We start from the raw sequence: 16,218 nt of genomic DNA on the forward strand, positions 1-16,218 counted from the left end.
AGGCCCTGCAAAAACACCGGCAAGCACCTGTCAGCCCTCACCCAATCCCCCGCCATGCACCTGCCAAACCCATCTCACCCCACCGGCACTTCCACCCCCACCCCATGACGCTTGCGCTGCACCAGGAAATACGCCGCATAGCACAGCGCAATAAAGCCAAAGCCCCAATACAGCGAAGGCCGCTGCGTCTCATCCATGGCCAGGAACACGAACAGCGAACTGCACAGGGTGATGCACAGCAACGGCACCAGCGGGTACAGCGGCGCGCGATACTTGAGGTCGCTCAGCTGGCCACCCTCGCTCAGGAACTGCTTGCGGAAGCGGTACTGCGCCAGGGCAATGACGATCCAGGTCACCGTGCCAGACATGCCGCTCACCGCCATCAGCACCATGAACAGGGTGTCGGCGGCGATAAAGCTGGTCATCAGCGACACCAGCGCAAAGCACAGGGTGATGAACAAGGCGCGCAGGGGGACGCCACGGCTGCTCAGCGGCGACAGGCTGCGCGGTGCCATGCCCGTTTTGGACATCGCCCAGAGAATGCGGGTGGAGGCATACAGCCCGGAGTTGCCCACCGACAAAATCGCGGTGAGGATCACGAAGTTCATCAGGTCTGCGGCGTAAGGAATGCCGACCATGTCGAACACCTGCACGAACGGGCTTTCCATCAGCCCGGCCTGCTGCCACGGCACGATCGCCGACAGCACCACGATCGCCAGCACGTAGAAGATCAGCACGCGGAACACCACGTTGCGCACGGCCCGCGGGATGCTCTTGTCCGGCTGGTCGGTCTCGCCCGCCGCCACCCCCATGATCTCGCAGCCCTGGAAGGCATAGACCACGGTCATCATCACCGCGAACACCGCTGACAGGCCATTGGGGAACAGCGAATCACCGATCAGGTTGCTCATCATCGGCGCCGGCGCCCCGCTGTTCAGCGAAATGCCACCGAAGATCACCAGCACACCGACGATGATGAAGCCGAGGATCGCCGCCACCTTGATCCCCGAGAACCAGTATTCCGCCTCGCCGAAGGCGCGGGTGGCCAGGGCGTTGATGCCGAACAGCACGGCCACGAACAGCGCTGACCAATACCAGATCGGCACCTCCGGGAACCAGCGGGTCATCAACATGCCGGCGGCGGTGAACTCCAGGCCCACGGTGGTGGCCCAGCTCATCCAGTACACCCAGCCGATCATGAAACCGGTGGCCGGGCCGATGAATTTCGTCGCATGGGCCTGGAACGAACCGGACACCGGCATCTGCACCGACAGTTCACCCAGGCAGACCATCACCAGGTACATCAGGAAACCGGCGACCAGGTAGGCCAGGATCGCGCCCACTGGCCCGCCCTGGTTGATGGTCACCCCCGAGCCCATGAACAGCCCGGTACCGATCACGCCACCCAGCGAGAGCATGAAGATGTGCCGGCTCTTCAATGCCCGCGTGAGGTGGATACCTTCAGCTTTACGGCCTTTCATTATTATTATCTCCAATAAGCGTCGAAGACCGCGTGTGCAGCGGTTGAGTCCGATTATTGGAAGGCGATGTAAGGCCCGGTTGATCGTAAAGATCAAAGATGTAAAAAGTCGTAAGTATTTTGTCGCTCAGGCGGCCAGCAACGCGGCGAGGGTGTCTTCGGCACGCTGCAGACGTTCGCCCAGCAGCGCCCCCATGGCCCGTACCCCCGCTTTGTCGCGGGCCAGGCCACGCGCTTCCAGTTCGCGCAAGGTCGCCGCCAGGCCGCACAGGCCCATGGAATCGCTGCTGCCGGCCAGCCGATGGGCCAGGTGGATCACCTCGGTGCAGTCCCCCGCCTCGACCGCTTCGAGCAAGGGCATGCGCTGTTGCACCAGGCTGTCCTGCAAGCCGGCCAGCAAGCCTTGCAGCTTCTGCTCGCCAAGCAGCGTGCGGTGCGTGCTCAGCAACCCGTGGTCAAGCCAGACGGAGGTTGTCGGCGCCCCCTCCTGGCATTGCCCCGCCAGGGCCTGGCGCAGGCTGGCCAGCTTCAGCGGCTTACCTAGCACCCCCTGCATGCCGGCATCCAGGTAGGCCCGCACCAACCCCGGCTGGACGCTGGCGGTCAGCGCCAGGATGCGCGTGTCGCGGTTGGGCGTGGCGCCGGCACGCAGCTGCCGGCACAGCTCCACGCCGCTGATGCCTGGTAGGTGCACATCCAGCAGAAGCAAGTCGAAGCGCTGCCGTGCACACAGTTGCAAACCCTGTTCGGCATCCTCCGCCAGCCAGACCTTGTGCCCGTCACGCGCCAGCAGCCCGCTGACCACCTCACGGTTCAAGGCCACGTCCTCCACCACCAGGATGTCCAGTGGCGCCGCGCCGGCAGCGGCCGCGGCCATGGCCTGGGGCGCCTGCGCCGTCTCGAGCTCCACCTCCAGCCAGAAGCAGCTGCCCTCCCCTTCGCGGCTGCGCACGCCGATCTGCCCGGCCATCTGCTCGACCAGGTGCTTGCTGATCGCCAACCCCAGGCCGGTGCCGCCATAGCGCCGGGCAACGGCCTCGCTGGCCTGGACGAAACGCTCGAAGATCTTCGGCTGCATCGCCTCGCAGATGCCGATGCCGTCGTCGGTGACACTCAGGCGCAGGCGCTGCCGCCCGGGTTGCTCCTGCATCACCTGCACTTCAACCAGGATCTCGCCGCCCTCGGTGAACTTGATGGCATTGGCCAGCAGGTTGCTCAGGACTTGGCGCAGGTACTGCTCGGCGCCGTGCTGGTACGCCGCCAGTTGCGGGTCGATGCGGCACAGCACCAGGCTGTCGTTGGCCAGCGCGCGGGGTTCGAGCAGGGTCACGACCTCGGCGCACAGCTGGCGCAGGGAGAAATCCACGGCCTCGGGGCGGCTTTCGCCTTCTTCCAGGCGGGCAAAATACAGCACCTCGTTGAGGATGCTCAGCAGCCCCTCGCCGGCCTTGTACAGCGCCTCCAGGCGTTGCCGGTCGGGCGCCGCGAGGCCGGCGCCACGCAGCAGCTCGGCCATGCCGAGAATGCCATTGAGCGGCGTACGCAGTTCATGGCTCATGGTAGCGAGGAAGCGCGACTTGGCCAGGTTGGCGGCCTCGGCATCGTCCTTGGCACGCATCAGGCTCGCCGTGCGCCGCTCCACCTGCTTCTGCAACTCGTCACGCTTGTCCTGCAAGGCCAGCCGGTCGCTTTCGCGGCGTTCGCTGTCACTGAGGATGGCCCGGCGCATGTCGTCCAGTGCCAGCGCCACGCTGTCGATTTCGTCGGTATGAGGGGAACGGCGCTTGTTCAGGCGCAGGGGCTCGTGCCATTGCCCGGCACCGATGCGCCGGGCGAATTCGGCCATGACCTGCAGGTGACGGGTAACCAGGCGATAGAACAAACCCGACAGTGCCAGGGCCAGCCCGCAGAGGAACACGCTCATCCACAACAGGCTGGTCAGGCCGGTAGCGAACAGCCGGCGGTGCACCGCGCCCAGGTCCGTGCTCACTTCCAGCTCACCCAGATGGCGCGCAGGGCCTGAAGGCGGCTGATAGTCCAAGGCAAAACGCTCGATGCGCAACGGCCCCTGCGGGCTCGGCTCGCCCTGCTGCAAGCTGAAGTCGGCGCTGTTCAGGCGCACCCGCGCCACATCGGAAAAATCCACCAGCCCACGCAACTGCACGTTCAGCTGCTCCTGGTTCAGGTCCCACAGGCTGCGCTCCAGGCTGGCCAGGTAGCCAGCGCGGATCAGCGCCATGCGCGCATCGATCTCGCGCATCTCGCGGCGGTACTCGAAATACAGCTGCACGCTGCTGGCCAGCACCGTGAAGCACAGGCTGAACAGCAGGATGAACAGCAACAGCCGCCGCAGCAGGCCCCCCGGTTGCAGGCGGCTCATGGCTGCTTGACCATGTCGCGGTAGGTGACTTCGCTTTCATGCAGCCAGCGCTCCAGCTCGCCGGCGTCGGCCATCTTCTGCAGTTGCGCGTCGATGTCGCCCATCCGCTCGCTCAACGGCGAATGGCGCGACACCGCCACGCGCAGGTAGTCGACGCTCAGTGCCGGTGGCAGCGCAACGATGTCCTGGGCCCCTGCCAGGTGCTCGACGAACAGCTGGCCGGTACGCCGCTCCTGAACCACGAAGTCGATACGCCCGCGAATCAGCTTGCCGAAGTTCTGCCCGCTGTCCGACACCCATTCGATGTTCTGGTGCTGCGCCACGAAGCGGTCGAATGCCGGGCCATAGCTTTCGCCGAACAATAGCCCGCCGCGGTATCTGGCCAGGTCTTCGAGCTGGTCGAACTGCAGCGGATGCTGGCGGTTGGCGAACACCGCCACCTCCTCGCGCAGCACCGGCACCTGGGAAAAGCGCATCGACCTGGCACGCTGTTCCGAGGCGTAGGCCAGCACCACATCCACCCGCCCTTCGGCAGCGTCGAGCAGGCAGCGTTGCCAGTTGCCCAGCACCACCATCTCGACCCGATAGCCCAGCCGCCCGAACAGCTCGCGCACCACCGTGGGGGCCAGCCCGCGCGGTTGCTTGCCATCGCTCCAGGACACCGGTGGGTACACCGGGTAATCGCAATAGCGCACGCTGTCGGCGGCCTGCAGCGCAGCACTGGCCAACAGCGCCAGCAGGCCGAACAGGAACGGGCTCACGCGGCCACGCTGGCGGTGAACAGATAACCGGCGCCGTGGATGGTGATGATCAGTTCAGGCTCGGCGGGGTCGTCGTGCAGCTTGCGCCGCAGGCGGCCGACCAGCACGTCGATGGAACGGTCGTTGGGCACCCACTCACGGTTGCGGATCTGGTCCATCAGCTGGTCGCGGCTCAGGGTGTGGCCGCTGTTGCGCAAGAACACGCTGAGCAGCTGGAACTCGCCATGGGTCAACAGGGTTTCGCCGCCCTGCGCATCGATCAGGCGGCGGCGGTCGCAGTCCAGCGACCAGTCGCCGAACTGTTTGAGGGTAACGGTAGCCAAGCTGGCTGGCCGCGCGCCTTGGGCGTGGCGCACGCGACGGATCAGGTTCTTGGCGCGGGACACCAGTTCGCGAGGGTTGAGCGGTTTGCTCACATAATCGTCGGCGCCGCATTCCAGGCCGACGATGCGGTCGATCTCGTCGTTGCGCCCGGTGATCAGGATTATCCCCACTTCCGAGCGCACCCGCAGCTCGCGGGTCAGGGTCAGGCCGTCCTTGCCCGGCAGGCGGATGTCGAGCATCACCAGTTCCACCGGCTGCTCGCTCAGCAGCGTTTCGGCCTGTTCCGCCGTAGCGGCACAGTGGACGGTATAGCCTTCCTGGGACAGGTAAGCCTGGAGCAAGTCACGAATCAGCGGATCGTCATCGACGACCAGTACCTGAGAGGTCATTGCAGTTAGTCCTGAAGTGCCCGAAGGCGATATTTTTATTAGAGTGAGCCAAGACTAGCGATTGCTGAACGGTCGATCAACAGCCCTCGGTGGCGCTACTGAAGCGTTGCCGACCACCGGCTTGCAGGCCATCGACCCAGGCCTCGCAGATCTGCACGCCCTGGGCCGGGGTAAAGGTGCCCGGGTTCAGCCCGGACTCCAGCCACAGGCCATCGAGCAAGGCGCTGAGGCTGATGGCGGCGAGGTCGGCATCGAAGTGTTGCCAGCCCTCCTCCCGCGCAAGCTCGGCAAGCAGCGTGCGCAGTTCGCGGCGGTATTCACCATAGGAGTGGTCGTGCACCTGGTTGATCGCCTCGGCGGTCTTCACCGCGCCCCAGAACGCCAGCCACGCATCGAGCAGCTGCGGGTCGAGCAGCTCGGCGCTGAACGAGCCACGGAAGAACGCCGACAACCGTTCGCGGGCGTTGGGTGCGGCCTGGGCCATGGCCTCGCGCAGCAGGTGCATGACCCGGCCGGTGACCGCCATGTAGGCTTCGGCGACCAGCTCGTCCTTGCCCGAATAATGGTGGCTGATCAAGCCTACCGAAACCCCGGCTTCGGCGCAGATCTTGCGGATCGAGGCGCCCTGGAAGCCATGGCGCTTCAGGCAGGCCAGGGTGGCCTCGACCAGGTTGGCCTTGCGCAGTTCGGGCAGCATGCGGCTGAAGCGGGCTTCCTGGGTCATCGGGGGCTCTCGTGGGTCGAATAGTTGAACGACTGTATAGCAACTCGCCTCGGTCGCGGAAGCCTGTTTATACTCGGCCACCCTGACAATAACAAAGGCACTGCCATGACCGACCTGATCCAGCAGCAGCTCGACGAAGGCCTGCTGACCGTGCGCCTGAACCGTGCGGACAAGCTCAACGCCCTGACCAACGCCATGTACACGCGGCTGGCAGAGCTGTTCGAGGCCGCCAACGGCGACCCGCAGGTCGAGGTGATCCTGATCACCGGCAGCACCGAGTGCTTCACCGCCGGCAACGACTTGGCGGACTTTCTCGACCAACCCCCGACCGACCTGCAAAGCCCGGTGTTCCGCATGATGTGGGCGGTGCTGGCGCTGGACAAGCCGCTGATCGCGGCGGTAGCAGGGCCGGCGATCGGCATCGGTACCACGCTGCTGTTGCACTGCGACCAGGTGCTCATCAGCCGTGACGCCAAGCTGCGCACGCCGTTCGTGGCACTGGGCGTATGCCCGGAGTTTGGCGCAAGCCTGTTGCTGCCGCAGATGCTGGGGCATGCGCGGGCGGCGCAGCTGTTGCTGTGCAACCAGGCGCTGAATGGCGAACAGGCAGTGCAGTGGGGCCTGGCGAGCGAACTGTTCGAAGATGGCGCGCAATGCCTGGCTGCCGCCGTCAAGCTGGCGCGGCGCCTGCAACAGTTGCCGGCCGATGCCCTGCGCATCAGCAGGCGTCTGCTCAAGGATGCGCAGCGCGAAGCACTGGCCGCCACGGTGGCCAAGGAAGGCCTGCTGTTCATCGAGCGGCTCAACAGCGACGAAGCCAGGGCTGCCTTGACCGCGATGGTATCGCGCAAGACGGGTTGATACGCTTGGTAGCACAGTATTACGGCATACCACATGCCAACCGGTAACACTGCCAAGCTCGACCCGTCAAAGTCGATGTTCCTGGCGCATCTGCGGTGATGGCCCGAATTTTGCTGCCATGGCTGAACGATTAACGCGAGTGTTCTGCTCATGGCCCGCCTCCTCTCCATCACTGCCAAGTTTCGCACCCGCCGCCCTGGCCGGGTATGTGCTTTGCCGTGCGGGGCCATGAACGGGTTCCTGCGCCGAGCGGCGGCACCGTTGCAGATCACGCTGCAACGCCTTCCCGCCGCTGTCGCCGCCAAGCAGAACGGGTTCTGGCAGATAGTCGGCTGATTTCTTCCACGAGCGTTGCGCTCGCCCCTCGCAGGCACCGTTGTCGCGGCGCCCGCCCACCTTCATCCGCAGCACCGCCCGGCGAGCCCTTTGTAGCGCGCCCGGGGTGCTGCACCTGGAAGAAATCCGATGACTCAAGACACCGCTATTCTCGTGGTCGACCTGCAGCAGGAGGACAGCTTCCCCCTGCCACGCCTCGACAGTGTGATCGAAAACGCGGCCGCGCTGATTGACCGCGCCCGCAGCCGCAACCTGCCGCTGTTCTACACCCGCCACGTCAACGATGCGCTCGGCCGCGACCTGGCATTCGGCGAGCCGGTCGACGCACAAGGCCAGCCAACCACCTACCGTGCCGGCACCCCGGCCATCGAGATCATCGACGCCCTGGCACCGCAGGCCGGTGACACGGTGATCGACAAGCAGCGCTACAGCGCCTTTCACGGCACGCGCCTGGCCCAAAGCTTGAAAAGCCGCGGCATCAAACGACTGGTGGTGATCGGTGTACTGACCGACGTGTGTGTGATGAGCAGTCTGTTCGATGCCTACCAGCACGACTTCCAGCTGGTGCTGGTCGCCGACGCCTGCACCGCGACCACGCTTTCCGCCCACTACTCGGCGCTGTTCATTCTCTCCAACTGGCTCTACGGGCTGGAAATCTTTTCCACCGAGCAGTTGCTGCGCAGCTGGAACAACCAGCCGGCCGCCTCTGTGCTCAGCGCAGAACCCGACCATCTTGCCTTTGCGCCAGAAGCGTTCGTGCAGACGATTGCGCGCTTCGAACGCCAACTGACTGCGCAGCGCTGAGCGGAGAACGACATGAAAGTAGAGAAAAGAAGCATCGACTTCATCCCGGAAGCCGAACGCCATGGCGAGCCGCACTCGCTGTTCTTCGTCTGGTTCGGCGCCAACGCCAACATCACCACGGTGGCCGCCGGGGTGCTGCCGATCAGCCTGGGGCTCAACCTGTTCTGGAGCGCGCTGTCGATAGTGCTCGGCGCATTGATCGGCGCAATCTTCATGGCGTCGCATTCCGCCCAGGGCCCGCGCCTGGGGATCCCGCAGATGATCCAGAGCCGTGCGCAGTTCGGCGTGTTCGGCGCCATCGTGCCGTTGCTGTTCGTGATGCTCATCTACCTGGGCTTCTTCGTCAGCAACACGCTGCTGGCCGCCCAGGCCATCGCCAGCGCCAGCCCGTTCGGCAACGGCGGCAACATTGCCCTGCTCGGCGCCCTGTGCTTCCTGGTGGCGCTGTTCGGCTACCAGCTCATCCACCGCCTGCAGAAGCTGCTGACGCTGCTGTCGATCGCGGTCTTCGGCATTGCCACCCTGCTCGCCCTGGCGCTGCCGATGGAAGCCGGACTATGGTCTGCGCAAGGCTTCAACCTGGCCAGCTTCCTGGCCTCGGTGAGCATCGCGGTCACCTGGCAGCTGTCCTACGCCCCTTACGTAGCCGACTACTCGCGCTATTTGCCGACCCGCACGTCCACCCGCCAGGTGTTCTGGTACAGCTACGCGGGCACCGTCATCGGCGGTAGCTGGATGATGCTGCTGGGCGCCGTGCTGGCCAAGGCCGTCGCTGGCTTTTCCGACAACGTCGGCCTGCAGCTGCTCGGCGTGCTCGGTGGCGGGACGTTGCTGGCGGTGGCGTTCGTGCTCTACGGGCAGATCGCGATCAACGTGTTCAACCTGTATGGCGCGTTCATGTCGACGGTGACGGTGATCGAACCGTTCGCGGCGCTGAAAGTCACCCCCGGGGTGCGCGCGGGCTTCATGCTGGTGATCTGTGCCCTGGCGACAGCGTTGTGCACCCTGGCCCAGGATGACTTCATCCAGTTCTTCCTGAACTTCATCTTCTTCATGAGCTACTTTTTGATCCCCTGGACCGCCATCAACCTGGTGGACTACTACGCGCTGCGCAAAGGGCAATACCAGATAGCCGACATCTTCGACCCCTCGGGCATCTATGGCCGGGTCAACTGGATTGCGGTGGGCGTGTTCCTCGCCACCATCGCCCTGGAGATCCCGTTCATGAACACCTCCCTCTACGTTGGGCCGGTCGCCGCCTCGTTGCAGGGCATCGACCTGGCCTGGGTGGTGGGGCTGCTGTTCCCGGCAGCCTGCTATTACCGCCTGATGAGCAAGCGCAGGAGCCTGGCAGCCGCCACTGTGAAGTCCTGATAACCGCTGGTGTTGCGGCCACCTGGGTGGCCGCAATGCCCGTCAGGTGCGCAAGACCTGCTCACCGGCATTGCCCGGCAGGCGCACGGCATCGACCAGCGCCAGGCAGGCAATCAGCGCCACGCCGAGCAACGCCCAGTGGAAGTCGCTGACCGTCATCCCACCCTCGCCGCCGCGCACCATCATCGCGACCCGCAACAACAGCGCCACCACGGCGACCCCCAGCGCCATCGCCAGCTGGAAGAACATGCTGAACAGTGTCGACGCCTCGCCCATCTGTGGCCTGGGCACCTCGGAGAAACCGACGGCATTGTAGGTGGTGAACTGCATCGAACGTGACAGCCCGCCCATGAACAGCACCAGCGCCATCCAGTACCACGGCATGCCCTGCTGCAAGCCCAGGCAGGCCAGGATGCTGCAGACACCGATCATGCCATTGACCAGCAATACGCGGCGGAAACCATAGCGGCGCAGCAAACCGGTGGTGAACGGCTTCATCGCGAGGTTGCCAGCGAAGATCGCCAGCACCAGCCAGCCGGCATCCACCGGTGACAGGCCGAAGCCGACCTGCAGCATCAGCGGAATCAGGAACGGCAAGGCGCTGATCGACAGGCGGAACAGCGTACCGCCGACGATGCTGGCCCTGAACGTAGCGATGCCCATGGCTGCCAATGGCAACAGCGGCGCCGGGTGGCGCTGGCAATGGCGAACCGCGAGCCAGCTCAGCAAGCCGCCCGCTGCCACCAGTACGGCCCCGCCAGGCAGGCTGCCAGCGGCCAGCGAACCGAGCATTTCCAGGCCGATCAACCACGCGGCGCAGGCCGAGGCGAGCAAGCCGAAGCCGAGCAGGTCGAAGCGGCGTGCTTCGCCAGGGCGGCCAGCGGGAATCAGCCACCACGCTGCCGCAAGGGCCAGCACGCCAAGCGGTATGTTCAGGTAGAAGATCCACGGCCACGACAGGTGGGTGACGATCAGCCCGCCGATGGGTGGCCCCAGTACCGGCGCGACCAGCCCGGGCCAGGTGATCACCGCGAGCCTCTTCACCAGGTCCTGCTTGTCGGTGGTGCGCAACACCACCAGGCGGCCGACCGGCACCATCAGCGCCCCGCCGATGCCTTGCAGCACCCGTGCGACGACGAAGGTCTCCAGGTCGGTCGCCAGGCCGCAGAGCCACGACGCCAGGGTGAACAGGGCGATGGCCCCGGCGAACACCTGCCGCGCGCCAAAGCGGTCGGCCAGCCAACCGCTGAGCGGGATGAACACCGCCACCGCCAGCAGGTAGGCGCTGATGCCGATGTTCAGGCTGACCGGGTGCTCGGCGAAGTCACGGGCCATCTGCGGCAACGCCGTGGCGATGACGGTGGCGTCGAGGTTCTCCATGAAGAAGGTTATGGCGACCAGCAAGGCGATGAAAGTGGTGTGCCGAGACGCGTTCACGAGTCCCTCCGGTGATTGATGGGTCCGGACCTGCGCGCTTTGTGCAGGCGCGCCGGCCATCAGATCATGTTCAGCGCCGCACGCAATGCCAGCAGGTAGGTCTCGACGCCAAACCCGCAGATCTGCCCGCGCACCACCTCGGCAAATACCGAGTGATGGCGGAACGGCTCTCTGGCGTGGATGTTCGACATATGCACTTCGACCACCGGCGCCTCGACAATCGCCAGTGCGTCACGAATGCCGTAGCTGTAATGGGTCCAGGCCCCGGCATTGATCAGCACGGCATCCACCCGTTGCTCATAGGCCCGATGGATGCGTTCGCACATTGCGCCTTCGTAGTTGGTCTGGAAGCACTCTACCTGTGCACCGAGTTCCTCGCCCAGCGCCTGCAGGGCCTGGTCGATGTCGGCCAGGGTGGCCGTGCCGTACTGGCGCGGGTCGCGCTTGCCGAACATGTTGTGGTTGATGCCGTGCAGCATCAGGACATTGGCGGGCATGGCTCACTCCAGGGGAATGGTCAGGCGGTCGATCACGGCACGGGTTTCAGGCCGTACCCCGCGCCACCAGGCAAATCCTTCTGCCGCCTGCTCCACCAGCATGCCGACGCCATCGGCCAGGCGCGCCACCCCTTGCGCCTGCGCCATGCGCAGGAACGGTGTCAGGCCTTTGCCATAGGCCAGCTCATAGGCCAGGCGCGCGCCGCCCAGCACGCCAGCAGGCAGCGGCGGCAACTCACCGGTCAGGCTCGCGGAGGTGGCGTTGACGACGATATCGAAGGCTTGCCCGTCCAGTTCTTCATAACGGCTGATGCGCAGCCGGGGGTGATCCAGTTCGTTGCGCAAGGCCAGTGCCTTGGCCATGTCGCGGTTGGCGATCACCAGCTCACGCGGCCCGGCCTGCAGGAACGGCAGCAAGGCGCCGCGCACTGCGCCGCCGGCACCAAGCAACAGCACCCGGCGCTGGCGCAGCGGTTCACCGAGGTTCTGCTCGATATCCCGCAGCAGGCCAATGCCATCGAAGTTCTCGGCGTAGATGCTGCCATCCTCGAACTTCAGCGCATTGGCCGCCCGTGCCAGCTGCGCACGCTCGCTGCGCCGGTCGGCCAGCTCGAAGGCGCGCAGCTTGAACGGCGCGGTGATGTTCATGCCCAGCCCGCCCTCACTGCGCAATTGCAGCACCTGGGCCTCGAAGCCCTCCAGCTCGCCCTCGATGGCGCCGTACTCCAGGGCCTGGCCAGTGGCCTCGGCGAACAGGCCATGGATCAATGGGGACTTGGTGTGGTTGATCGGCCGGCCGATCACTGCATAGCGGTCGCTCATCGTGCATCTCCGTGGGTGAACAGCACACCGTCTGCCTGCATGGCGGTGATTTCTTCGGGGCTGAAGCCAAGTGCCGCGGCGACTTCGGCGTTGTGCTGGCCGAGGTCCGGAGCCAGCTGGTGGATCGCGGTGTCGCAGTCGGAAAAGCGAAACGGCAGGTTGGGCAGGCGCAAGGTGCCGTAGCGCGGGTGCTGCTGTTCGATGACCATGTTGCGGGCCTGGATCTGCGGGTCGGCCAGCACTTCGTCGATGCGCTGCACCTTGGCGCTGGGGATGTCGATGCCATCCAGCAGCTGCAGGATATCGGCCACCTGGCGCGCGCCGACCCAGTCGCGGACCACGGCCAGGATCGCCTGGCGGTGGGCGTTGCGACCGTTGAGGCTGTGGTAGCGCGTGTCGCTGCCAAACCCGCTCGGGCCACCGTTGGCTTCGAGCATGGCGGCAAAGCGTTGCCAGGCATCGTCGACCTGGGCGGCGATCACCAGGTCGCCATCGGCAGCGCGGAACACGCCGTACAGGGTCGAGGTGGGCATGTCATGGCCCGTCTGCTCCGGCAACACGGTGCCATCGGACAAGGTGTAGCACTGCACCGCGTACTCATGCATCGACACCAGCGTGTCGTACAGGGCCATGTCGATGTGCTGGCCGCGGCCGCTGTTGGCCCGGCCCAGTAGCGCCGCGTTGATCGCCGCCACGGCATGGATGCCGGTGTACATGTCGCCCAGCGAAATGCGCAGCAGCGGCGGCGCTTCGCCGGGCACGCCGACCATCTGCATGATCCCGCTCTTGGCCTCGGCGATCAGCCCGAAGCCGGCGCGGTGGGCGTCCGGCCCGGTATGGCCGTAGGCGGAAATCGAGCAGTACACCAGGCGCGGGTTGCGCGCCGCGAGTTCGGCGTAGCCCAGGCCCAGCTTGTCCAGGGCGCCGGGGCGGTAGTTTTCGATGAACACGTCGGCCGAATCGGTCAGGCGCTGCATGAAGGCCTTGCCGCGCGGGTCCTTCATGTTCACGCTGACGCCCTGCTTGCCCATGTTCAGTTGCAGGAAGTAACCGCTCTGCTGGTCGTCCAGAGTGAATGCATGCTGCCGGCCGGCATCGCCGCTGCCCGGCCGCTCGACCTTGATCACCTCTGCGCCCAGGGCTGCCAGGCAGCGCCCGACATAAGGGCCGGCGAGGAAGTGGCTGTAGTCGATGACGCGGATACCCGCCAATGGCAATGCCTGGCTCATGCTCCGGCCCTCCGCGGCACCATCAGCCGGTGCTCGCCGCGTTGCACGACTTCGCCGTGCTGGTTGATCAGCTCCGAGGGCAGCACCACGATGCCCCAGCCTGGGCGACTTTTGCTCGGGCGCATCGCGCCCACGCGCATGCGCACATGGAGCACATCGTTGACCTTGATCGGCAGCACGAAGTCCCAGGTCCAGCCCAGCGACATGCCCGGCAGGAAACGGTAGTCGCACTGGGTCTTCAGGCCGTCGGCAATCGACAGCCCGAACAGGCCGTGGGCGACCAGGCAGCCGAAGTGGCTGGCGTTGGCGTACGCCTCGTCGACGTGCACCGGGGTGTGGTCACCGGTCAGGTCGGCGTAGGCCAGGATCCGTTCGCGGGTCACGGTGTAGGTCGGGCTGATGCATTCATCGCCTTCGCGGGCGTCGTCCCAGTATCTTTCCACCACGCTCATGCCTGAACCTCCGCGCGGGGGTCGATGGCCAAGGCCTGGGCGACGCAGGCCGCCGGCAACGCCTGGATGAATTCCACGGCCAGGCCGTCAGGCAGGCGCAACCAGTTACGCCCTTGGGGCATCTCGCTGACGCCGAAACGCTGGGCCGCCGCCAGGGCGGCTTCGAGGTCTTCGCACATGATGCCCAGGTGCGCCATGCGCCCTTCCGGGCCGGCGAAGTCCGGCTGGTGGATGAACTGCAGGCCCCCCAGGGTCCAGTACTGCGCGGGCCGCTCGACGTCGCCCTGCACTTCGCGCATGGTCATGCCGCACACTTCGCTGAAGAAACGGATATGCCACTGGATGTCGCGCACCCAGAACGCGACATGTTCGAGGTAGGCTTTTGGCTGGCTCATGGGTTTTCCCTCTTCTGGTGATCGGCCATGGCGCGTTCGATGCCCTTGATGCAGGCCACCAGGGTTGCGTTGACCGGTGTGGCCACGCCATGGCGCTGGCCCCAGCGCACGACGGAGCCGTTGATGAAGTCGATTTCGGTGATCGAGCCTTTTTCCAGGCTTTGCAGCATCGAGGTGCGGAAACTCGCCGGCAGGCCTTCGGCGGCCAGCGTCCAGGCAGCCTCAGGGCTGGTCAGGCTCAGGCGGATGCCGGCGCGCTCGGCCACGGCGATGGCCTCGGCCACGGCGGCCTTGGCGGTGCTCGCCAGCAGCGGTTCGCTGTACAGCTGGCCGTAGCTGAGCATGGTGATGCCGCTCAGCGCGCCGGTGGCGACGTTGACCAGAAGCTTGTCCCACATGGTGCCGAGGATGTTGTCGCTGACCGTGGTGGCCAGCCCGGCACCGTTGAAGGCGGCGGCAATGGCTTGCACACGGGGCGTGAGCTGGCCGTCCAGCTCACCGATGAAGGTCTGCTTGCCCGCCACACCGGCACGGATCGAGCCCGGCGCCAGCAGCACGCCGCCGACGTAGGTCTTGCCCGCCAGCACCCGCTCGCGCCCTACCGCCTCGGCCAGGATGTCCTCGTGGCCCAGGCCATTCTGCAGCGACAGCACCAGCGTCTGCGGCCCGATCAGCGCGCTGGCACCGGCAATGGCCTCGGCGGTGTGGAACGACTTGACCAGCACCACCACCAGGTCTGCCACGCCGACGTCCTCGGCATCCATTGCGGCGTTGACCCGCACCTGGCGCTCGCCGCGTTCGTCCTGCACCTGCAGCCCGTGCAGGTTCATGGCCTCGACATGCGCACGGCCACGGTTCAACAGCCAGGTTTCATGCCCCGCCTCGCTCAAGGCCGCGCCAATGGCGCAACCCAGGGCACCGGCACCGAGAATGCAGATTTTCACGTCGCAGACCTCCTGTGGTTTGCGACTACCTTATGCAGCGAGGCTTATTTGGGCTATACAATGGCCTCAATAGCACTATTGAGATTTTCAATAATGACCCCGTTCGAGCCCTTGCCGGAACCCAAGCTGCTGCAGTTGTTCGAGGTGCTTTACCAGTGCCGAAGCGTGACCCGCGCCGCCGAGCAGTTGGGCCAGAGCCAACCGACCCTGAGCATCTGGCTGGGGCGCCTGCGTGAGCAGTTGAACGACCCGTTGTTCGTGCGCACGCCGGGCGGCATGGCCCCAACCCCGCGGGCCGACCAGCTGATAGGCCCATGCCGGGAAGTGCTGGAATCGCTGCGCCGCCTCAGCGACTGGGCGCCACAGTTCATGCCAGCCACGGCACAACGGCGCTTTCGCCTGTGTGTCAGCGATGCCAGCCATATCACCTTGCTGCCCAGCATCCTCAACCATTTGCGCAGCCATGCGCCGGGCATTCGCCTGGAAGCGGCGCGGATCGATGGCAATACCGAGAGCGCGCTGGAATCCGGTGAAGCGGACCTGGCCATCGGCTTCGTACCCGGGCTTGGCGCGGGCATGTATCAACAGGTGCTGTTCGAGCAGGACTGGGTTTGCCTGAGCAGCGCACAGCATCCGCGGTTGGGCGATGGCATGAGCGTGGCGCGCTACCGGGCCGAGGGGCACGTGCAGATCAGTGCCGGGACCGGGCAGAAGCTGCTCGAAACCGGCCTGGCGCGGGCCGGGATCGAGCGCAGGACCATGCTCGAACTGCCCGGCTTTCTCGGCTTGGGCATGATCGTCGGGACCACCGACCTGGTCGCCACGCTGCCGCGGCACATCGGCCAGACGCTTGCCGACATGCACGGGCTGAGGCTGCATGACTGCCCGTTTGCCGTAGAACGCTTCACCGTCAAGCAGCACTGGCATGCGCGCTATCACCAGGACGCTGGCAATCGCTGGATCAGAGGGGTGATCCGCGAGTTGTTTCAACAGCCGCCAGCCTGATGCT

16 protein-coding genes are annotated in these 16,218 nt (G+C 65.6%); 4 read left to right on the plus strand and 12 right to left on the minus strand.

Annotated features, from left to right (window positions below; all coding sequences use genetic code 11):
• Window positions 1-74: 74 nt before the first annotated feature.
• The 5 genes from L6D64_RS20295 to L6D64_RS20315 form a co-directional block, all read right to left on the minus strand.
• Entirely contained in the window at window positions 75-1,481 is a 1,407-nt protein-coding gene (locus L6D64_RS20295) for an amino acid permease (protein WP_176509365.1), read from the minus strand.
• A 126-nt stretch (window positions 1,482-1,607) separates the two neighbouring features.
• On the minus strand, window positions 1,608-3,860 hold the full coding sequence (locus L6D64_RS20300; RefSeq protein ID WP_176509364.1) for an ATP-binding protein: 2,253 nt from the start codon (window positions 3,858-3,860) through the stop codon (window positions 1,608-1,610).
• Window positions 3,857-4,621 (minus strand): substrate-binding periplasmic protein, encoded by a 765-nt coding sequence (locus L6D64_RS20305; RefSeq protein ID WP_176509363.1) that lies wholly within the window; start codon window positions 4,619-4,621, stop codon window positions 3,857-3,859. Before L6D64_RS20305 ends, L6D64_RS20300 begins: the two co-directional genes overlap by 4 nt.
• Window positions 4,618-5,334: a response regulator gene (locus L6D64_RS20310; RefSeq protein WP_176509362.1), complete on the minus strand. Its 717-nt coding sequence runs from the start codon at window positions 5,332-5,334 to the stop codon at window positions 4,618-4,620. Before L6D64_RS20310 ends, L6D64_RS20305 begins: the two co-directional genes overlap by 4 nt.
• 76 nt (window positions 5,335-5,410) lie before the next feature.
• Entirely contained in the window at window positions 5,411-6,058 is a 648-nt protein-coding gene (locus L6D64_RS20315; RefSeq protein ID WP_176509361.1) for a TetR family transcriptional regulator C-terminal domain-containing protein, read from the minus strand.
• 105 nt (window positions 6,059-6,163) lie between these two features.
• Here L6D64_RS20315 and L6D64_RS20320 point away from each other — a divergent pair, with 105 nt between their 5' ends.
• From L6D64_RS20320 to L6D64_RS20330, 3 genes are all read left to right on the plus strand, one after another.
• Window positions 6,164-6,919: an enoyl-CoA hydratase-related protein gene (locus tag L6D64_RS20320; protein WP_176509360.1), complete on the plus strand. Its 756-nt coding sequence runs from the start codon at window positions 6,164-6,166 to the stop codon at window positions 6,917-6,919.
• A gap of 465 nt (window positions 6,920-7,384) precedes the next feature.
• Window positions 7,385-8,059 (plus strand): cysteine hydrolase family protein, encoded by a 675-nt coding sequence (locus L6D64_RS20325; protein WP_176509359.1) that lies wholly within the window; start codon window positions 7,385-7,387, stop codon window positions 8,057-8,059.
• Window positions 8,060-8,071: 12 nt separating this feature from the next.
• A complete protein-coding gene (locus tag L6D64_RS20330; protein ID WP_176509358.1) occupies window positions 8,072-9,433 on the plus strand; it encodes a purine-cytosine permease family protein in 1,362 nt (453 codons plus the stop codon).
• Window positions 9,434-9,475: 42 nt separating this feature from the next.
• On the opposite strand, the gene L6D64_RS20335 is transcribed toward L6D64_RS20330, so the two are convergent.
• From L6D64_RS20335 to L6D64_RS20365, 7 genes are read right to left on the minus strand one after another with little or no spacing between them, the layout of a single operon-like run.
• Window positions 9,476-10,930, minus strand: coding sequence for an MFS transporter (locus tag L6D64_RS20335; protein WP_176509357.1), 1,455 nt, complete (start codon window positions 10,928-10,930; stop codon window positions 9,476-9,478).
• Entirely contained in the window at window positions 10,930-11,367 is a 438-nt protein-coding gene (gene aroQ / locus L6D64_RS20340) for a type II 3-dehydroquinate dehydratase (protein ID WP_176509356.1), read from the minus strand. Before aroQ ends, L6D64_RS20335 begins: the two co-directional genes overlap by 1 nt.
• A gap of 3 nt (window positions 11,368-11,370) precedes the next feature.
• A complete protein-coding gene (gene aroE / locus L6D64_RS20345; RefSeq protein WP_176509355.1) occupies window positions 11,371-12,189 on the minus strand; it encodes a shikimate dehydrogenase in 819 nt (272 codons plus the stop codon).
• Window positions 12,186-13,418 (minus strand): CaiB/BaiF CoA transferase family protein, encoded by a 1,233-nt coding sequence (locus L6D64_RS20350; RefSeq protein ID WP_176509354.1) that lies wholly within the window; start codon window positions 13,416-13,418, stop codon window positions 12,186-12,188. The genes aroE and L6D64_RS20350 overlap by 4 nt, the downstream gene beginning before the upstream one ends.
• Window positions 13,415-13,870, minus strand: coding sequence for a MaoC family dehydratase (locus tag L6D64_RS20355; RefSeq protein WP_176509353.1), 456 nt, complete (start codon window positions 13,868-13,870; stop codon window positions 13,415-13,417). The genes L6D64_RS20350 and L6D64_RS20355 overlap by 4 nt, the downstream gene beginning before the upstream one ends.
• Window positions 13,867-14,265 carry a VOC family protein gene (locus tag L6D64_RS20360; RefSeq protein ID WP_176509352.1) on the minus strand — a complete coding sequence of 133 codons (399 nt, stop codon included), beginning with the start codon at window positions 14,263-14,265 and terminating at the stop codon, window positions 13,867-13,869. The genes L6D64_RS20355 and L6D64_RS20360 overlap by 4 nt, the downstream gene beginning before the upstream one ends.
• Complete coding sequence (locus L6D64_RS20365; protein WP_176509351.1) at window positions 14,262-15,209, minus strand: ketopantoate reductase family protein; 948 nt, start codon at window positions 15,207-15,209, stop codon at window positions 14,262-14,264. Before L6D64_RS20365 ends, L6D64_RS20360 begins: the two co-directional genes overlap by 4 nt.
• A gap of 93 nt (window positions 15,210-15,302) precedes the next feature.
• On the opposite strand from L6D64_RS20365, the gene L6D64_RS20370 reads away from it, so the two are divergent.
• Complete coding sequence (locus tag L6D64_RS20370; protein ID WP_176509350.1) at window positions 15,303-16,214, plus strand: LysR family transcriptional regulator; 912 nt, start codon at window positions 15,303-15,305, stop codon at window positions 16,212-16,214.
• Window positions 16,215-16,218: the final 4 nt, after the last annotated feature.

The organism is Pseudomonas urethralis (genome assembly GCF_021602465.1).
Classification (GTDB): domain Bacteria; phylum Pseudomonadota; class Gammaproteobacteria; order Pseudomonadales; family Pseudomonadaceae; genus Aquipseudomonas; species Aquipseudomonas vlassakiae.